Below are 16883 nucleotides of genomic sequence, written 5' to 3'. Positions count from 1 at the left end.
GCCTCATCGCTCACCCCACCGCGTTGTTCTCGACCCTGACGCCGGCCGCCCTTGCATCGGGGCCTTTGGTCAGATCGCCGGTGACGACCTTGCCGTATTCCGTGCCGACAACCGCGCCACGCGTCGCCTCGGCGATGACGTTGCCGGCGATCAGCGCGTTGCGCTGCTTTGGAACCACCGAGACGGCGATGCCGATGCCGGTCTTGCGCACCATGTTGCCGGTCGCGACGAGGTTGCGCATGCCCCAGGACCAGCCGAGGGAGATGCCGGTCTCGCTGGCATTCTCGATGACGTTGCCGGTGACGGTGGCTTCAGCCTCGACATGCACGCCGATGCCGCCGATCGGCTCCTTCACCCCGGGATAGAGGCCCTTGCGGGCGTTGCGGATGATGTTGTTGGCGAAGACCGACAGCCTGCCGCCATGGTCGAGATTGGTGATGTTGGCGCCCTGCGCGCAATCCTCGACGAGATTGTTCGCGATGATGGCGCCCTCGAAGGCGAATTCCGCATAGATCCCGCATTCGCCGCAGCGCCGGCCCTGATTGCCGAGGATCTGCACGCCCGAGCCGGAGTTGTTGCGGATGAAGGTCAGGGCGCAGTCGCGCAGGGAATTGCCCTCGATGATGACGCCGCCGGCCTTGTAGAGGCTGATGCCGTTGCCGTTGGGGCCGTCGCCGCCGGCATCGGCGCGAATGCGCTCGACGCGGTTGCCCCGGACCATCGAGCGCTCGTCGCCCGGCTGGCTGCGCCAGAGCTGGATGCCGTTATTGCCGCAATCCTCGACCTGGTTGCGCTCGATCTGGAGTCCGCGCGAATCCAGCGAGAACAGCGCCGATTCGCGCATCGCCCGGAATTGGCTGGCCTCGACGCTGCCGCCCGTCCGGCTCAAGACGAGTCCGACCGAGCCGGCATGGACGAAGGCACAATCGCGGATGCCGAGATCGGCCACGTCGTCTGCGTTCAGCAGGCCGTCGCGGCCTGCGACGCGGATGTCGAGCCCGTCCAATGTCATGCCGGAGAGCGCGACCCGTTCCAGCCCGCGGGCGACGAGGAGCGGACCGGCCTGCGCCGCGATGAGATGGGTGGCGCCCGGCACGCCGATCAGGCGCGCGCCATTGGGCAGCGCGACACGTGAGATGCGGTAGCGCCCCGGTGCGATCACCAGTGGGGCGTCGCGGCGTGCGGCTTCGCCGAGCGCGGCCTGGAACTGTTGCGATTGGTCGTCAGCGGACCCCGGCCTCAGGCCAAACTGCGCCGCATCGAGCCCGAATGGCCCGAGCGGCCCGGGCGTTGCGCGCCGGGGCGCCTGGCCGATTGCCGGAGCGGCAGCGAGCGACGCTGTGCCGAAAAAGGCCGTGGCCAGCAGCGCACGCCGGGAAAGAGCCATCGAAATCTCCGTCATGGCCGAAGCGTTCAAGCGCCGTGCCGTGCCGGGCTGTACCGTTCCGGGACGGGCCGGGGAGGCCGCTCGGCCGCTCGAATGACGGTCTAGCGGCCCTGGCGCGCCAGGGCCGCGCCGATGGCGGCGAGGCTGCCCGCGAGCGTTGCCGCGCTCGGCCTGAAGGCTGCGACTCGCGCTTTCGGCCGCAGCCCGGGCGCCGGCCGCAGCCAGGGCACGTGCACGAACAGCACCGGCGTCGCCGTTCCGCGTGTCTCGGCGAGGGCCGCCGCATAGCAGGCGTCGCAGAGATAGCGCCCGGCCGAGGGCGACAGCCGGCTGCGGATACCGCGGCGTCGCAGCGCGGCGAGCGCGCCTTGTGCACTGGCGGTCGTGCGGGCGGGGAGCGTGGTCGGGCGCGCGGCGCCAGCCTTCGGCGTGCCGCCGGTCGCGTCGGCATGGAGCGGGCTGGCATGGCCGCGTCCGAACAGCTCGACACGCACGAAGCGGGAGCGGGCGGCCAGCCCCAGCATCAGGATGGCCTTGGGACGCTGCTGCGCGAGATGCGCCCGCAGCGCCGGCAGGCCGGTGCCGTAGCTGGTCTCGACGACGAGGGCCTGCGCGGCGAGGCCGGAGCGCTTCAGCCGGGCGGCGACCGCCCGCGCCAGCCCGGTGGTCGGATTGACACGGACGCGGGGGAAGGGGCCGAAACCCGTCACGAGGATGTCCATCGGCCGCGCGTCCTTCATCTCAAAGCCCCAGTGCCTGGGCGATTTCCTCGGCCGCAAGGGTCGGCGCGAGCGTGCCGGCGGCGACTGCAGCTTCGAGGGCCGGCGTGCGCGCCTTGAGCGCGGGGTCGTGGCGGAGTCTGGCCTGAAGCCGGTCCTCGACCATGGCCCACATCCATTTCACGTCCTGGCGACGGCGCTTCTCGACGATCAGCCCTTTTGCCTCATGGCGGGCGCGATGCTCCTCGACCTTGGCCCAGAGCGCCTCAAGCCCTTCTCCATTCAGGCCGGAGATGGTCACGGCCGGCGTCGACCAGAGTGCCGAGGTTGGCGCAAGGATGTGCAGCGCGGCCTGATACTGGGCCGCTGCCGCCCGCGCCGCCGTGGCTCCGGTGCCGTCGGCCTTGTTGACCGCGATCATGTCGGCCAGTTCGATGATGCCCTTCTTGATGCCCTGTAACTCGTCACCGGCATTGGGCAGCATCAGCACCAGGAAGAAATCGGTCAGATCCGCGACCGCCGTCTCCGACTGGCCGACGCCGACCGTCTCGACCAGGATGACGTCGAAGCCGGCGGCCTCGCAGAGCAACATGGTCTCGCGCGTCCGGGCCGCGACGCCGCCGAGCGTTCCCGAGGAGGGTGAGGGCCGGATATAGGCGAGAGGATCGATTGCGAGGCGCGCCATCCGGGTCTTGTCGCCGAGGATCGAGCCGCCGCTACGGGTCGAGGACGGATCGACGGCGAGTACCGCGACCTTGTGGCCCTTGGCCGTCAGAAAGCTGCCGAGCGCGTCGATGGTCGTCGATTTGCCGACTCCGGGAACGCCGGTGATGCCGACACGGATCGCCCCGCCGGTCTTCGGCAGGAGCTGCTGGATCAAGGCGCGCGCCTGCTCGCGATGGTCGGCACGTCGCGATTCCGCCAGCGTGATGGCGCGCGCCAGCGCCGCCCGGTCGCCCGCGAGCAGGGCTGCGGCAAGACCGGCGACATCGGCACGATTGGCGGCAGGAGCGGTGATATCGACCATGACGCCCACCTAGCAAGGCTGGACGGCGTGCGACAAGGCTCGGCCGCGCAGCCGATTGCGTCATCGCTGTGTCATGCCTGCATCTTGATCATGCGTCGGTTCGGTGAGAGCAGTTGAGAATGATCGCGTTCACAGCGTTGCGGCTTCGAGTTCTTGTATGGGCCTTGCTTGCGCCGCTGGCGCTCGGCGCCTGCGGCACGGCGCGCGTGCTCGAGGTCAACAAGACGCCCTCGACGGAAATCGCCGGCAAGGTCGAGATTTTCGTGGCTACGACGCGCGAGGCTTCGGCCGAGCCGGTCTATTTCAGCGGTGAGCGTGGCCCGAAGCTCGCCTTCGCACGGCTCGACTTCACCGTGCCGCGCACCCACAAGCCGGGCGAATTGGAACTGCCTGATTCCGGCCCGAGCGACCCGGCCAAGCATTTCACCGTCACCGGCGTCCAGCGGCTCGATCTCGCCCCGATCGTCGCCGATGTCCGCCGCGAGATCATGAGCCGGCCGGCCGCGCAGCGCGACGTGCTGGTCTTCGTCCACGGCTTCAATACCAATTTTGCCGATGCCGCCTTTCGATTCGCGCAGATCGTCCATGATTCCGGCTTCAAGGGCGTGCCGGTGCTGTTCACCTGGCCGTCGCGCGGGCAATTGCTGGCCTACCCCTATGATCGCGAGAGCGCCTATTATTCGCGCGACTTCCTGGAGCTGAATCTGAGGGCGATCGCGCGCGACCTCGGCACGACGCGCATGGACATCCTCGCCCATTCGATGGGGACATTGCTGACGCTGGAAGCGGTGCGGCAGGCCTCTATCCGCGGCGACGGCACCTTCGGAGGCAAGCTGCGTGACATTATGCTGGCGGCGCCGGATGTTGATCTCGACGTGTTCAGGACGCAAATGCGCGAGATCAAGCGGCCGGTGACGGTCTTCGTCTCGGCCGACGACCGCGCGCTGGACTTCTCGCGGCGCTTCGCCGGCGACAAGACCCGGCTCGGTGCGGTTTCTGCCAAGGACAAGGACATCATCGCCGAACTGGACAAGCTCGGCGCACGGATCATCGATCTTTCGGAAGTGGCATCGGGCGATAGCTTGAACCATAGCAAGTTCGCCTCGTCGCCCAAGGTCGTGCAGATGATCGGCCAGCGCCTGCAGGCCGACAAGGGTATCGCCACCGCCGGGCCGCAGTTCGGCGACCGGCTCGGCGACATTGCCGGCGGTGTCGTCGGCACGGTCGGCTCGACGGTCGGTCTTGTGGTGGCGGCCCCGATAACGATCATTTCCGGCGGCCGCTGAGCGAAATCAGGCAGGCAATCCACGGCAAATGTCGGCGCGTCCGTCGTCTTGCCGCATTATGGCCGCGTTAGCCTGTCGTTAAGATGGTGCTGGCCAACTCGGCCGCTCACAACCCACCGGATGCCTGACACGATGCCTGTTTCGCGGCACGCTCCTTTCTGTCGCATGGCGGCTCTCGCTGCGCTGCTCTCGCTGGTGCTCTCGGCCTGCGCCCAGACCGAAGCCGCTGTCTCGCCGTTCTCGGAGCCGACGCGGGCCGATGCCTCGGCGCTGGGCAAGGAGCCGGAACTCCTCGTCGTCACCACACGCAAGCCCCTGGGCTCGCGCCAGCCCTTCTTCGGCTCCGATCGCGGCTCACTGATTTTCGCCGAGGCACGGCTCTCCCCGCCCGGCAACGGCATCTCCGGCCGCGTCTCCTCGGCCGTCAGCGGCGACTGGGCCGTGCTTGGCATCGACGGCCAGACCTCGGCCGAGCCCGGCCGCGCCTTCGCCCAGGCCGCGACCGGGCGCGACGTGCTGCTTTACGTGCATGGCTACAACGAGACCTTCGAATCCGCCGCGCGCAGCGCCGGCCAGCTATCCCATTCGCTTGAATTCCAAGGCCGTACCGCGATCTTCTCCTGGCCCTCGGGCGGCAAGCTCTTCGACTACGCCTATGATCGCGAGAGCGCGCTCTGGTCGCGCGACGGCTTCGTCAAGGCGCTGCAGGCGCTGGTCGCGAACCCGACCGTCGGCCGCATTCACATCGTCGCGCATTCGATGGGCACCTTCCTGACGCTGGAAGGTCTGCGCGAGCTGCGCGATTCGGCCGATGTCTATGCCCGCATCGGCTCGGTCGTCCTCGCCTCTCCCGACATCGACATCGACGCCTTCGAGCAGACGGTCGGAAAGCTCGGCCCGCTCGCCCGCCGCATGACGCTGATCATCGATCCGGGCGACAGGGCGCTGGCAATTTCCGCCCGCATCGCCGGTGGCGTCGCCCGGGCCGGCGCGGCGGATCGCGCCCGTCTCGAGGCGCTGGGCGTTCGCGTCGCCGACACCTCCGGCCGGGGCTGGAGCATGCTGCGGCATGACCTGTTCCTGTCGGACAGCGAGGTCACGCAGGTGGTGCGCCGCGCGATGGATCGCGGCAAGGGCGCCTGATCCCGACGGGACAGGCCGCTCAGATCGGCGGCAGGCCGATGCGCTTCTTGACCGTGGCGAGGGCGAAGTTGGATTCGACCGACTGGATGCATTTGAGCCGCGTCATCTTCTGCTTCAGGAAGCGCTCATAGCCTTCGATGCCGTCGGTCAGCACGCGCAGCAGGTAATCCTGCGAGCCGGTCATCAGATAGCATTCGGTCACCTCGCCCCAGCCCTCGACCGCCTTCTCGAATTCGGCGATGTTCTCCTGCGTCTGCTGCGACAGCCTGACCGAGACGAAGACGCTGAACGGCAGGCCATAGGCCTTGGGGTCGACGGTGGCCGAATAGCCCTGGATCACGCCGGTATCCTCGAGCCGCTTCAACCGGCGCAGGCAGGGCGTCGGCGAGAGGCCGACCTTCTGCGACAGGTCCTGGTTGGTGATGCGGCCATCCTCCTGAAGGACGGCGAGCATGCGACGATCGACGCTGTCGAGCATGGTCTGCTCCTGCATGGCTTTTCATTGGCAGTAAGCTGCTGAAATGAATCCATAGGGAGTTGAATGCATCCAAGCAATCGTCCCATAGCAGGATTATCCTCAAATCCAGAGCGAACCCGCGAGCGTTTCGGCTAGAGTTCAACCAGCGAGGCCATCATGAGCGACGACAGCTATCACAAGGACCGGATCGCCAACCGCAAGCTCCATCCCGAGACCCTGATGATGGGCTTCGGCTATTCGCCCGCGATGTCGGAGGGCTCGCTCAAGCCGCCGATCTTCCTGACCTCGACCTTCGTTTTCCAGAATGCCCAGCAGGGCAAGGACTTCTTCGACTTCACCTCCGGCCGCCGCCAGCCCAAGCCGGGCGAGAAGCCGGGCCTGGTCTATTCCCGCTTCAACCACCCCAACATGGAAATCCTGGAGGATCGCCTGGCGATCTGGGACGAGGCGGAGCGCTGTGCCGTCTTCGCCAGCGGCATGGCCGCGATCGCCACGACCTGCTTCGCGTTCTTGCGGCCGGGCGACACCGTCATCCACTCGCGCCCGCTCTATGGCGGCACCGAAACCCTGCTGAAGAACCAGATGGGTGCTTTCGGCGTCACGCCCTTCGGCTTCACCGACGGGCTCGACGTGGTCCAGATGCGAGAGACGGCGAAGGCCGCCGCCGCCAAGGGCCGCGTCGGCATGATCCTGGTCGAGACGCCGGCGAACCCGACCAACGGGCTGGTCGACCTCGCCGGCTGCGCGACGCTCGCGGACGAACTGGAGAAATCGCAGGGCTATCGCCCGCCGGTCGTGGTCGACAACACCATGCTCGGGCCGAAATACCAGAAGCCGCTGAAGCACGGCGCCGATCTCTCGCTGCTCTCGCTGACCAAATATGTCGGCGGCCACTCCGACCTTGTCGGCGGCTCGATCAGCGGCTCGGACAAGCTGGTACGGCAGGTCAAGGGCTGGCGCGGTTCGCTCGGTACGCAGCTCGACCCGAACTCCTGCTGGATGCTGATGCGCTCGCTCGAGACGCTCGACATCCGCATGAGCCGCGCCAACGAGAACGCCAAGCTCGTCGCCGAATACCTCTCGCGCCATCCCAAAGTGGCCAAGGTGCATTACCTTGGCGCGCTGGCGCAGGGCGATGCCCGCAAGGCCGTCTTCGACCGGCAATGCACGGCGGCTGGCTCGACCTTCGCTTTCGATGTCGTCGGTGGCGAGAAGGAGGCCTTCGCGCTGCTTGACAACCTCCAGATCATGAAACTCGCTGTCTCGCTCGGCGGCACGGAAACGCTGGTCTCGCATCCGGCCGCGATGACGCATTCGGGCGTAGCGCGCGAACTGCGCGAGGAGATTGGTCTCACCGATGCGCTGATCCGCATCTCTGTCGGGATCGAGAACATCGAGGACCTGATCTCGGATCTGGCGCAGGCGCTGGACGCAGTGTGAGGCTGGCGGCTCTCCTGATCTCACTCGCTCTGGCCACATCGTTCGTGGCCCCCCGAGCCCTCGCGGCTGAGCCGCAGGAGAGCATTGCCGAAACAATCTGCCGCCTCATCGAACGGGCGGCAGGCGAGAGCAAGCTGCCGGTCGCGTTCTTCACCCGGCTGATCTGGCGCGAAAGCAGCTTCCGGCCGAACGTCACCAGCCGCGCGGGCGCGCAGGGCGTGGCGCAGTTCATGCCGGGCACGGCCAATGAGCGCGGCCTTGCCGATCCGTTCGATCCCGAAGCCGCGATCCCGGCCTCCGCCGCCTATCTGGCTGCGCTGAAGGCCCAGTTCGGGAATCTCGGCCTTGCCGCCGCAGCCTATAATGCCGGGCCGACGCGGCTTGCACGCTGGCTCGGCCAGGGCGGCGGGTTGCCGCTGGAGACGCAAGCCTATGTGCGCTTCATCACCGGCCGCGGCATTGAGGAGTGGCGCCCGGGCGCCGGCGAGACGCCGCCCGACCCGACGACCGACAGGACCGATTGCCTGCCGACCGTGGCGTCGATCCGCCGCGCGGCGCCGCCCGCTCTGATCGAGGGTGTCTACGCGCCGTTCGGCGTCCAGCTCGCCGGTAACGTCTCCAAGGCGCGGGCGATCCGGTCCTACCAGGCGCTCGCCGTGCGTTTCGCCTCGCTGCTCGCCGACCGGCCGACGCTGATCCTCGGCTCTCGCATCGCAGGAAGGGGCCGCGCGCCGTTCTACCGCGTCCGCCTGCCGATGCAGACCGCGCGCGAGGCGAGCGCCTTCTGCGGCCGGTTGAGGCATGCCGGGGGCAACTGCGTCGTGCTGCGCAACTAGCGTCTAGGAAGACGGGCTGGACGAGCCAAGCGGGCTGATCCGCCCCCAGCCGGGCAGCTTCAGCGCCGGGCTGCGCAGGTCGAAGCCCGCGACGAGGCCGAGCAGGTTGACCTCGATGCCCTCGACCCAGCCGATCGTCACACCGGCCAATCCGTAAAGCGAGGCCTGCACGCCGGTGCGGCTTGGGGTGAACCCGGCGAAGAGGCCATCATTGCGGAAATCCTTGCCGATCGCGGTTGGCGGCAGAGCCTGCGCGAGCTCGGGCACTTCGGCCATGACGTGCTGGACAAAGCTGTTCGAATTCGGCCCTGGCCAGGCCTGATAGGTGCCGGGCGTGGCATAGGCGTAAGCTTTCACGGCTTCTCGGATGCGCGGGATGAGCCGCTCCGCCGCCTCGCCCCGGACCTCGGTGACGAGTTCGGGAAGGTTGCCATACCAGCGCCCGTCCGCCTCGCGATGGTTGACGCGCACCGGCGTGCCCCAGCCGACCACGTCGAAACGCGTATAGGCGCTGGCGCCGCGCTCCTTCACCACCACCCAGGAATGATGCGCAAAGACGCCGCGCCAGCGGCCGACCCGGGCGGCGAAGACATGCACCGTCGCCTCGGGTTCGATGGAGGCCGCGGGGAGAAGCTTCGCGCTCGACCAGTCGGCCCGCCGCCAGTCATCCGCGCCACCCCGCATCGACCACCAGGCCGCATGCGTGACCAAGGGTAGGAGGAACAACAGCAGGACAAGCAGAGGGACAAGCCGGGCGGCGCGCATGGATGATGATATGTGGCAGCCATGTTGCATCGCAAGATGGTTTGCCGGCGCCGCCGGATCACAACGGCTTGAGGCGCGTGGCCAAGCTGCTAGCTTCGGCGCCGTCTGCCAGAGGGGGAATCGGACGGATCATGACGGCGCGTGGCTGGCTGAAGGGGATCGTATCGGGTGCGGCGCTGGGGCTTTCGCTTCTGGCGGCCGGTTCTGCCGGCGCGCAGAACAAGGAACTGCGCATCTACAACTGGTCGGACTATGTCGATCCGGAGGTGCTGGACGCCTTCAAGAAGGAAACCGGGATCACCGTCGTCTACGACACCTTCGACCAGATGGAGACCGTCGAGACCAAGCTTCTGGCCGGCAAGACGGGCTACGACCTGATCGTCGTCACCGCCTCCTTCCTGCCGCGGCATATCCCGCTCGGCCTCTACGCGCCGATCGACGCCGCCAAAGTGCCGAACCTCAAGAATGCCTGGCCCGAAATCCAGGGGCGCCTCGCCAAATACGATCCCGGCAACAAATATGCCGTGAACTACATGTGGGGCACTACCGGCATCGGCTACAACGTCGCCAAGATCAGGGAGCGGCTCGGCCCCGACGCGGTCATCGACAGCTGGAAGATCCTGTTCGAGCCCGACCAGCTCAAGAAGCTCTCCAACTGCGGCGTCCATGTGCTCGATGCGGTCGAGGAGATGTTCCCGGCCGCCTTGCGCTATCTCGGCCTCAACCCGGACTCGAAGGCGGAAGCCGACCTGAACAAGGCCGGCGAATTGCTGCGCAAGATCCGCCCGCATATCCAGAAATTCCATTCCTCGGAATACATCAACGCGCTGGCGAATGGGGATATCTGCCTCGCGGTCGGCTATTCCGGCGACGTGCTGCAGGCGAAGAAACGTGCGGAAGAGGCCAAGAACAAGGTCGAGATCGCCTATGCGATTCCGAAGGAGGGCGCGCTGATGTGGTTCGATTCCTTCGTCATCCCCAAGGATGCCGGCAACCCGGAGGCGGCGCTGGCCTTCATCGATTTCGTCAACCGGCCGGTGATGGCGGCCAAGAATTCGGATTTCATCCAGTATGCCAACGGCAACCTGGCCTCCAAGCCGCTGCTCTCGGCCGCGGTGCGCGACAATCCGGGCATCTATCCACCGGAGGCGGTGATGGCCCGTCTCTACACGATCACGCCCTACGACCAGAAGTCGCAGCGTCTGGTCAACCGGATCTGGACCCGGGTGAAGACCGGCAAGTGAGCGGGGCCGGCAAATGGGCTGGACTGACGTGAACTGGACTGATGTGAGCGGGACGGGCCGGTGAGCGGCGGCACGCCTGCCAGGCGCAAGGCATCACCCGGCAGTGTGCGCCGGTCCTTCCAGCCGTGGAACGACCCGGCCGCGACGCCGCTCGTCCAATTCCGCAATGTCAGCAAGCGCTTCGGCCCGGTGACTGCGGTCGACGAATTGTCGCTCGCGCTCTACCCGCGCGAGTTCTTCGCGCTGCTCGGCCCCTCCGGCTGCGGCAAGACCACGCTGATGCGCATGCTGGCGGGGTTCGAGACGCCCGATGCCGGGGAAATCCTGATCGACGGCGTCGACATCACGGCCGTGCCGCCGCATCTGCGGCCGGTCAACATGATGTTCCAGTCCTATGCGCTGTTCCCTCATCTCAACGTCGCGGACAATGTCGCCTATGGGCTGAAGCGCGAGAGACTGCCGCGTGCCGAGATCGCGCGGCGCGTCGCGGAGATGCTGGCGCTGGTCAGGCTGGAGGGGCTGGGCGCACGCCGGCCGGACCAGCTCTCGGGCGGCCAGCGCCAGCGGGTTGCACTCGCCCGCGCCCTCGCCAAGCGCCCGAAGCTGCTGCTGCTGGACGAGCCGATGGCGGCGCTCGACCGCAAGCTGCGCGAGGCGACGCAGTTCGAGCTGATGGATCTGCAAAGCGAACTCGGCACGACCTTCATGGTCGTCACGCACGATCAGGACGAGGCCATGACGATGGCCGACCGGATGGCGGTGATGGACCACGGCAGGCTCGTCCAGACCGGCCCGCCGGACCTGATCTACGAGGCGCCGGCCAATCGCTACGTCGCCGAGTTCGTCGGCGACATCAATATTCTGGAGGGGCGCGTCACGGCCATCGAGGGCGATCTCGTCAGGGTCGCGACGGAGCTTGCCGGCGATGTTGAACTCGATGAGGAGGCCCCGGCCTTTGCGCCGGGCGCGTCCATTCTCGTCGGTCTGCGGCCGGAGAAGGTCGACCTAGGCCATGACGAGCCGGCAGGAACGTTCAACAAGGTGGCGGGCGAGATCTGGGACATCGGCTATCTCGGTGACGTCACCATGGTGCAGGTCATGGTCGGTGGCGAAGGCGGCCGGCTGATGAAGGTCGCGCTCGCCAACCGCACGCGCCGGACGGCGCGACCCTTCGCCTGGGAGGACAAGGTCTGGCTGTCCTGGGATGTCGAGGGCGGGCTGGTCCTGCCGCCATGAGGGAGCAATGGGGCTCGACATGTTCCCTTCCCCCCGCTTGCGGCGGGGAAGGGATAGGGATGGGGGGCCGGAAAGCCGGAACTTTGTCCTTAATCGTTTCGCCGAGCGGCACTGCCCCCCACCCTATCCCTCCCCACCGCAAGCGGGGGGAGGGGATGCGCCCTGCATCGGCGCCGTGCCTGTCCGGCTGCCGTTCATGATGGGAAAGTCTCGCGCGTTCGCCCGCCTCGTCGTGGCCGTGCCCTATCTCTGGCTGCTGTTGTTCTTCCTCGCGCCCTTCGCAATGGTGTTGCGCATCGCGCTGTCAGATGCCGATACGGCGCTGCCACCCTACGCGCCGCATTTCGAGGGACTGGCGAAGCTGGGTGATTTTCTGGCCGGGCTCGACCTCGAGAATTTCCGTCTGCTCGCCGAGGATTCGCTGTACTGGCAGAGCTATCTCTACTCCTTGCGCATCGCGACGCTGACGACGCTGATCGCGCTTACGATCGGCTACCCGCTGGCCTATGCCATGGCGGCCGCGCCCCCGGGCTGGCGCCCCGTCCTGCTGGTGCTGGTCATCCTGCCGTTCTGGACCTCCTTCCTGATCCGGATCTACGCTTGGATCGGCATCCTGCGGCCGGACGGGCTGCTCGACATGGTGCTCGGTGCGCTTGGCCTGACGACCGAACCCTTGCGGCTCCTGAACACCGAGGCCGCCGTGCTGGTCGGCATGGTCTATTCCTACTTGCCCTTCATGGTGCTGCCGCTCTTCGCAACCCTGGAGAAGCTCGATCGCAGCCTGCTCGAGGCTGCGGCCGATCTCGGTGCGAGCCCGGTGAAGGCCTTCGCCACGGTGACGCTGCCGCTGTCGTTGCCCGGCATCCTGGCGGGCGCGGCGCTCGTCTTCATCCCGTCGGTCGGCGAATTCGTGATCCCCGACCTGCTCGGCGGGCCCGACACCGTGATGATCGGCAATCTGCTCTGGAGCACCTTCTCGTCGCGCGACTGGCCGCTGGCCTCGGCGGTCGCGATCGTCCTGCTGGTCGCGCTGGTCCTGCCGCTCGCCTTGCTCCAGCGCGCCCGGCTGGCGCGGGCAGGCGAGGGCGGAGGGGCGCGATGAGACGCCTCGGCCCCGGTCTCATCCTCGCACTCGTGGCCGGCTTCGCCTTCCTGTATGTGCCGATCCTGGCGCTGATCGCCTACTCCTTCAACGCCTCGCGGCTGGTCACGGTCTGGGGCGGGTTCTCGACGCGCTGGTACGGCACATTGCTGTCGAACCAGCCCTTGCTCGATGCAGCCTGGCTGAGCCTCAGGCTGGCCTTCGTCTCGGCGACGCTGGCGACCGGCCTCGGCACGCTCGCGGCGCTGGCTCTGGCCCGGCATGGCCGCTTCCGCGGTCGCATGCTCTTCTCGGGCATGGTGCTGGCGCCGCTGGTCATGCCGGAGGTCATCACCGGGCTGTCCCTGCTGCTGCTCTTCGTCGCGGCCGATATCGAACGCGGCTTCTGGACGGTGACGATCGCCCACGCGACCTTCAGCCTCGGCTTCGCCTGCATTGTCGTGCAGGCGCGTCTCGCTGCATTCGACCGTTCGCTGGAGGAAGCGGCTCGCGATCTCGGCGCGACGCCGCTGGTCACCTTCACCACCGTCACCCTGCCACTGATCTGGCCGGCCATCGCCGCCGCCTGGATGCTGGCCTTCACGCTTTCGCTCGACGACCTCGTGATCGCGAGCTTCACCACCGGGCCCGGTGCGACCACCCTGCCGATGCGGCTCTATTCGGCGATCCGGCTCGGGGTCTCGCCCGAGATCAATGCCGCCTGCACGCTTCTGATCGGTATCGTCGCGCTGGTGTTGATCGCCGCCTCGCTGCTGCTCAAGCGCCGGCAGGCGGCGGGCGGCTAAGCGGCGGCGCAGCTAAACGGCGGGTGAATGCCAGCCTCAAGCGCCGTTCAGGCGCGAGAAGCCAATGTCCGTGTCAGGCGAGGGGATGTTCCCTGGCCACCACACAGGACGAGGACCATGTTCCGCAAGTTCGCCGCGACCAGCCTAGCCAGCCTTGCCATCGGCGCCGCGGCCCTGGCCGCTGCCAGCGTCGTCACTGTCGGCCCTGCCGAAGCCTTTGGCCCGCGCTACGAGAGCGAGGCACCGGCCTATGGCTGGCGCCCGCCGCCGCCGGCCGTTCATGGCTACTGGGGGCGCCGCCGCTGGCAGCATTACAATGACGGTTACGGCTTCCGGCCGCCCCCGCCGCGCTACGGTTACGGCTATGGTCATGGCTGGCGCTAGTGTCGCGCAGCGACGTCCGTGACCATGGGACAGGCGCGGCCCGCCGGCCGCGCCTGTCTGTTATTCGGCGGCGCTGCGCTGGACATAGCCCAGCCGGCCGTTGAGGTCTTCCAGCAGCTTCTCGGCGGCATCCGCGATGACCGTGCCGGGCGGGAAGATCGCGGAGGCTCCGGCTTCGATCAGCGCATCGAAATCCTGCGGCGGGATGACGCCGCCGACGACGATCATGATGTCGGGCCGGCCGGCCTTGGCGAGCGCGGCCTTCAGTTCCGGCACCAGCGTCAGATGTCCTGCTGCCAGCGACGAGACGCCGATGATGTGGACATCGTTCTCGACGCCCTGCCGCGCCGCCTCGTCCGGCGTGGCGAAAAGCGGCCCGATATCGACGTCGAAGCCGAGATCGGCAAAGGCCGAGGCGATCACCTTCTGGCCGCGGTCATGTCCGTCCTGCCCCATCTTGGCGACGAGGATGCGCGGGCGGCGTCCGTCGGCCTCCTCGAACGCATGCGTCATCATCTGCACGCGCATGACGGCTGGGTTCATCGTGCCGACCTCCCGCTTGTAGACCCCCGAGATCGACTTGATCTCGGCCCGGTGGCGCCCGAAGACCTGCTCCATCGCCATCGAAATCTCGCCGACTGTCGCCTTGGCGCGCGCCGCCTTCACGGCGAGGTCGAGCAGGTTGGCGTCGCCCTTCGCGCCGTTGGTCAGGGCGCTCAGCGCGGCCTGGACATCGGCCTCGCTGCGCTCGGCCTTGAGCCTCCGCAGTTTGTCGAACTGCTGGGCCCGCACGGAGGCGTTGTCGACCTTGAGCACGTCGATCGAGGCCTCGTTGCTCGGCTTGAACATGTTGACGCCGATGATCGCCTGCTGGCCGCCGTCGATGCGCGCCTGCGTCTTGGCGGCGGCCTCCTCGATGCGCAGCTTCGGGATGCCGGCTTCGATCGCCTTGGCCATGCCGCCGAGCGCCTCGACCTCCTGGATATGGGCCCAGGCCTTCTTCGCCAGTTCGGCGGTCAGCCGCTCGACATAATAGGAGCCGCCCCAGGGATCGATGATCCGGCCGGTGCCGCTCTCCTGCTGCAGCACGATCTGGGTGTTGCGGGCGATGCGGGCCGAGAAGTCGGTCGGAAGGGCCAAGGCCTCGTCGAGCGCATTGGTATGCAGGGACTGGGTGTGGCCCTGCGTCGCCGCCATCGCCTCGATCATCGTGCGCGGCACGTTGTTGAAGACATCCTGCGCCGTCAGAGACCAGCCGGATGTCTGGCAATGCGTCCGCAGCGGCAGCGATTTCTCGTTGGTCGCGCCGAAATCCTTGACCAGCTTCGCCCAGATCAGCCGGCCCGCGCGCAGCTTCGCCACCTCCATGAAGAAGTTCATGCCGATGGCCCAGAAGAAGGACAGCCGTGGCGCAAAGGCATCGACGCCGAGGCCCGCCCGCTGGCCGGCGCGGATGTATTCGACGCCGTCGGCCAGCGTGTAGCCGAGTTCGAGGTCCTGCGTCGCGCCGGCCTCCTGCATGTGATAGCCGGAGATCGAGATCGAGTTGAACTTCGGCATGTTGGCCGAGGTGTAGGAGAAGATGTCGCCGATGATCCGCATCGAGGGCGAGGGCGGGTAGATATAGGTGTTGCGGACCATGAATTCCTTGAGGATGTCGTTCTGGATCGTCCCCGAGAGTTTCGCCGCAGGCACGCCCTGTTCTTCCGCCGCGACGATGTAAAGCGCCAGCACCGGCAGCACGGCGCCGTTCATGGTCATCGACACGCTCATCTGGTCGAGCGGGATGCCCGAGAACAGCGTGCGCATGTCGTAGATCGAGTCGATCGCGACGCCGGCCATGCCGACATCGCCGCCGACGCGCGGATGGTCGGAATCATAGCCGCGATGGGTCGCGAGATCGAAGGCGACGGACAGGCCTTTCTGGCCCGCCGCGAGGTTGCGCCGGTAGAAGGCGTTGGAATCCTCCGCCGTCGAGAAGCCCGCATATTGCCGGATCGTCCAGGGCTGGTTGACATACATGGTCGGGTAGGGGCCGCGCAGATAGGGCGCGATGCCCGGCAGCGTCTCGACGAAAGGCAGGCCGTCGCGGTCGTCCGCCGTGAAGATCGGCTTCACCGGAATGCCTTCCGGCGTCAGCCAATCATCGCCGGACGGTGGCGCGACCGGAGCCGGGGCATGGCCGTCGGCAAAGGACAGCGTCGCGAAATCGGGGATGGCTGTCATGGCTTGCTCCCGCCCGTTCGGTCCCACCAATGGTGGAAATGATGCACCGGTCCGTGGCCGTGGCCAACCGGAACCTCGTCGGCAGCGGCGATCGCCGCCGAGATATAGCTCTTCGCGTGGCCGACCGCTTCCGGCAGCGGAAGCCCCTTCGCCAGCCCCGATGCGATGGCAGACGAGAGCGTGCAGCCCGTGCCATGGGTGTTGCGGGTCGTGATGCGCGGCGCATCGAAGCGCTGGCGGCTGCCGCCTGCGAGCAGCAGCAGGTCGCTGCTGCTGTCGCCGCTGCCATGGCCGCCCTTGATCAGGACATTGGCGGCACCGAGCGCAGCCAGCCTGTCGGCCTGCTTCTCGACGGCATCGTCGGTCTCGGCGACGCTGCTGCCGAGCAGGGCGGCGGCCTCCGGCAGGTTCGGCGTGATCAGGGTCGCGAGCGGGAAGATATGGCGCCGGATTGCATCGACCGCCTCGTTCTCCAGCAGTCTCGCGCCCGAGGCCGCGACCATGACCGGGTCGAGCACGATATGGCGCGCCTTGTGCCGCTTCAGCCCGGCGGCCACGGTCTCGATCAGTTCGGCCGTCGCCAGCATGCCGATCTTGACGGCCGCGACGTCGAGATCCTCGAACACCGCATCCATTTGCTTGGCGACGAAATCGGCCGGCACCGCATGGATCGCGCTGACGCCCTTCGTGTTTTGGGCCGTCAGCGCGACGATGACGCTGGCGCCATAGACCTGATGCGCCGCGAAGGTCTTGAGGTCGGCCTGGATGCCGGCTCCCCCGCTGGAATCCGAGCCGGCGATGGTCAGGGCGATGGCAGTCACGGCA

At 67.5% G+C, this 16883-nt stretch carries 16 protein-coding genes; 9 read left to right on the top strand and 7 right to left on the bottom strand.

Going from position 1 to position 16883, the window contains the following annotated elements; genetic code table 11:
* Positions 1-10: 10 nt before the first annotated feature.
* The 3 genes from C8D03_RS01180 to meaB all read right to left on the bottom strand — a co-directional run bounded on the left by C8D03_RS01180 (position 11) and on the right by meaB (position 3133).
* Positions 11-1387, bottom strand: coding sequence for a TIGR03808 family TAT-translocated repetitive protein (locus C8D03_RS01180; RefSeq protein ID WP_181300575.1), 1377 nt, complete (start codon positions 1385-1387; stop codon positions 11-13).
* A gap of 101 nt (positions 1388-1488) precedes the next feature.
* A complete protein-coding gene (locus C8D03_RS01175) occupies positions 1489-2109 on the bottom strand; it encodes a pyroglutamyl-peptidase I family protein (protein ID WP_210203876.1) in 621 nt (206 codons plus the stop codon).
* Positions 2110-2128: 19 nt separating this feature from the next.
* Positions 2129-3133, bottom strand: a complete 1005-nt coding sequence (meaB, locus tag C8D03_RS01170; protein ID WP_108044626.1) for a methylmalonyl Co-A mutase-associated GTPase MeaB — start codon at positions 3131-3133, stop codon at positions 2129-2131.
* A gap of 119 nt (positions 3134-3252) precedes the next feature.
* Between meaB and C8D03_RS01165 the strand changes: the two genes are divergently transcribed.
* On the top strand, positions 3253-4419 hold the full coding sequence (locus C8D03_RS01165; protein ID WP_108044625.1) for an alpha/beta hydrolase: 1167 nt from the start codon (positions 3253-3255) through the stop codon (positions 4417-4419).
* 165 nt (positions 4420-4584) lie between these two features.
* Complete coding sequence (locus tag C8D03_RS01160) at positions 4585-5562, top strand: alpha/beta hydrolase (RefSeq protein ID WP_248308308.1); 978 nt, start codon at positions 4585-4587, stop codon at positions 5560-5562.
* A gap of 19 nt (positions 5563-5581) precedes the next feature.
* On the opposite strand, the gene C8D03_RS01155 is transcribed toward C8D03_RS01160, so the two are convergent.
* Entirely contained in the window at positions 5582-6055 is a 474-nt protein-coding gene (locus C8D03_RS01155; RefSeq protein WP_108044624.1) for an Lrp/AsnC family transcriptional regulator, read from the bottom strand.
* Between the two features lie 141 nt (positions 6056-6196).
* On the opposite strand from C8D03_RS01155, the gene C8D03_RS01150 reads away from it, so the two are divergent.
* Entirely contained in the window at positions 6197-7480 is a 1284-nt protein-coding gene (locus C8D03_RS01150) for a cystathionine gamma-synthase family protein (protein ID WP_108044623.1), read from the top strand.
* 44 nt (positions 7481-7524) lie between these two features.
* Positions 7525-8316, top strand: a complete 792-nt coding sequence (locus C8D03_RS01145; protein ID WP_248308307.1) for a lytic transglycosylase domain-containing protein — start codon at positions 7525-7527, stop codon at positions 8314-8316.
* Positions 8317-8319: 3 nt separating this feature from the next.
* Here the strand turns inward: C8D03_RS01145 and C8D03_RS01140 are convergent, their stop codons facing one another.
* Complete coding sequence (locus C8D03_RS01140) at positions 8320-9081, bottom strand: DUF3750 domain-containing protein (protein ID WP_108044621.1); 762 nt, start codon at positions 9079-9081, stop codon at positions 8320-8322.
* 131 nt (positions 9082-9212) lie between these two features.
* Between C8D03_RS01140 and C8D03_RS01135 the strand changes: the two genes are divergently transcribed.
* The 5 genes from C8D03_RS01135 to C8D03_RS01115 all read left to right on the top strand — a co-directional run bounded on the left by C8D03_RS01135 (position 9213) and on the right by C8D03_RS01115 (position 13832).
* On the top strand, positions 9213-10325 hold the full coding sequence (locus C8D03_RS01135) for a polyamine ABC transporter substrate-binding protein (RefSeq protein ID WP_108044620.1): 1113 nt from the start codon (positions 9213-9215) through the stop codon (positions 10323-10325).
* 60 nt (positions 10326-10385) lie between these two features.
* Positions 10386-11561, top strand: coding sequence for an ABC transporter ATP-binding protein (locus C8D03_RS01130; protein ID WP_108044619.1), 1176 nt, complete (start codon positions 10386-10388; stop codon positions 11559-11561).
* Positions 11562-11757: 196 nt separating this feature from the next.
* Entirely contained in the window at positions 11758-12663 is a 906-nt protein-coding gene (locus C8D03_RS01125) for an ABC transporter permease (RefSeq protein ID WP_108044618.1), read from the top strand.
* Positions 12660-13448, top strand: a complete 789-nt coding sequence (locus tag C8D03_RS01120) for an ABC transporter permease (protein WP_108044617.1) — start codon at positions 12660-12662, stop codon at positions 13446-13448. Before C8D03_RS01125 ends, C8D03_RS01120 begins: the two co-directional genes overlap by 4 nt.
* A gap of 117 nt (positions 13449-13565) precedes the next feature.
* Positions 13566-13832 (top strand): hypothetical protein, encoded by a 267-nt coding sequence (locus C8D03_RS01115; protein WP_108044616.1) that lies wholly within the window; start codon positions 13566-13568, stop codon positions 13830-13832.
* 60 nt (positions 13833-13892) lie between these two features.
* Here C8D03_RS01115 and scpA read toward each other — a convergent pair whose 3' ends face one another.
* A complete protein-coding gene (gene scpA / locus C8D03_RS01110; protein WP_108044615.1) occupies positions 13893-16058 on the bottom strand; it encodes a methylmalonyl-CoA mutase in 2166 nt (721 codons plus the stop codon).
* Positions 16055-16879, bottom strand: coding sequence for a bifunctional hydroxymethylpyrimidine kinase/phosphomethylpyrimidine kinase (gene thiD, locus C8D03_RS01105; RefSeq protein WP_282568535.1), 825 nt, complete (start codon positions 16877-16879; stop codon positions 16055-16057). Before thiD ends, scpA begins: the two co-directional genes overlap by 4 nt.
* Positions 16880-16883: the final 4 nt, after the last annotated feature.

It is taken from the genome of Bosea sp. 124 (assembly GCF_003046175.1).
Classification (GTDB): domain Bacteria; phylum Pseudomonadota; class Alphaproteobacteria; order Rhizobiales; family Beijerinckiaceae; genus Allobosea.
Note: the sequence above shows the minus strand (reverse complement) of the source record. Positions and strands in the feature narration are given on the sequence as shown.

Excerpts from the sequence above, each read along its gene's own strand:
- C8D03_RS01160 (WP_248308308.1), top strand. The coding sequence starts at position 4,585 with ATGGCGGCTCTCGCTGCGCTGCTCTCGCTGGTGCTCTCGGCCTGCGCC.
- scpA (WP_108044615.1), bottom strand. The coding sequence starts at position 16,058 with ATGACAGCCATCCCCGATTTCGCGACGCTGTCCTTTGCCGACGGCCAT.
- C8D03_RS01180 (WP_181300575.1), bottom strand. The coding sequence starts at position 1,387 with ATGGCTCTTTCCCGGCGTGCGCTGCTGGCCACGGCCTTTTTCGGCACA.
- C8D03_RS01175 (WP_210203876.1), bottom strand. The coding sequence starts at position 2,109 with ATGGACATCCTCGTGACGGGTTTCGGCCCCTTCCCCCGCGTCCGTGTC.
- C8D03_RS01150 (WP_108044623.1), top strand. The coding sequence starts at position 6,197 with ATGAGCGACGACAGCTATCACAAGGACCGGATCGCCAACCGCAAGCTC.
- C8D03_RS01155 (WP_108044624.1), bottom strand. The coding sequence starts at position 6,055 with ATGCAGGAGCAGACCATGCTCGACAGCGTCGATCGTCGCATGCTCGCC.
- C8D03_RS01165 (WP_108044625.1), top strand. The coding sequence starts at position 3,253 with ATGATCGCGTTCACAGCGTTGCGGCTTCGAGTTCTTGTATGGGCCTTG.
- C8D03_RS01115 (WP_108044616.1), top strand. The coding sequence starts at position 13,566 with ATGTTCCGCAAGTTCGCCGCGACCAGCCTAGCCAGCCTTGCCATCGGC.
- C8D03_RS01120 (WP_108044617.1), top strand. The coding sequence starts at position 12,660 with ATGAGACGCCTCGGCCCCGGTCTCATCCTCGCACTCGTGGCCGGCTTC.
- C8D03_RS01140 (WP_108044621.1), bottom strand. The coding sequence starts at position 9,081 with ATGCGCGCCGCCCGGCTTGTCCCTCTGCTTGTCCTGCTGTTGTTCCTC.
- C8D03_RS01135 (WP_108044620.1), top strand. The coding sequence starts at position 9,213 with ATGACGGCGCGTGGCTGGCTGAAGGGGATCGTATCGGGTGCGGCGCTG.
- meaB (WP_108044626.1), bottom strand. The coding sequence starts at position 3,133 with ATGGTCGATATCACCGCTCCTGCCGCCAATCGTGCCGATGTCGCCGGT.
- C8D03_RS01125 (WP_108044618.1), top strand. The coding sequence starts at position 11,758 with ATGATGGGAAAGTCTCGCGCGTTCGCCCGCCTCGTCGTGGCCGTGCCC.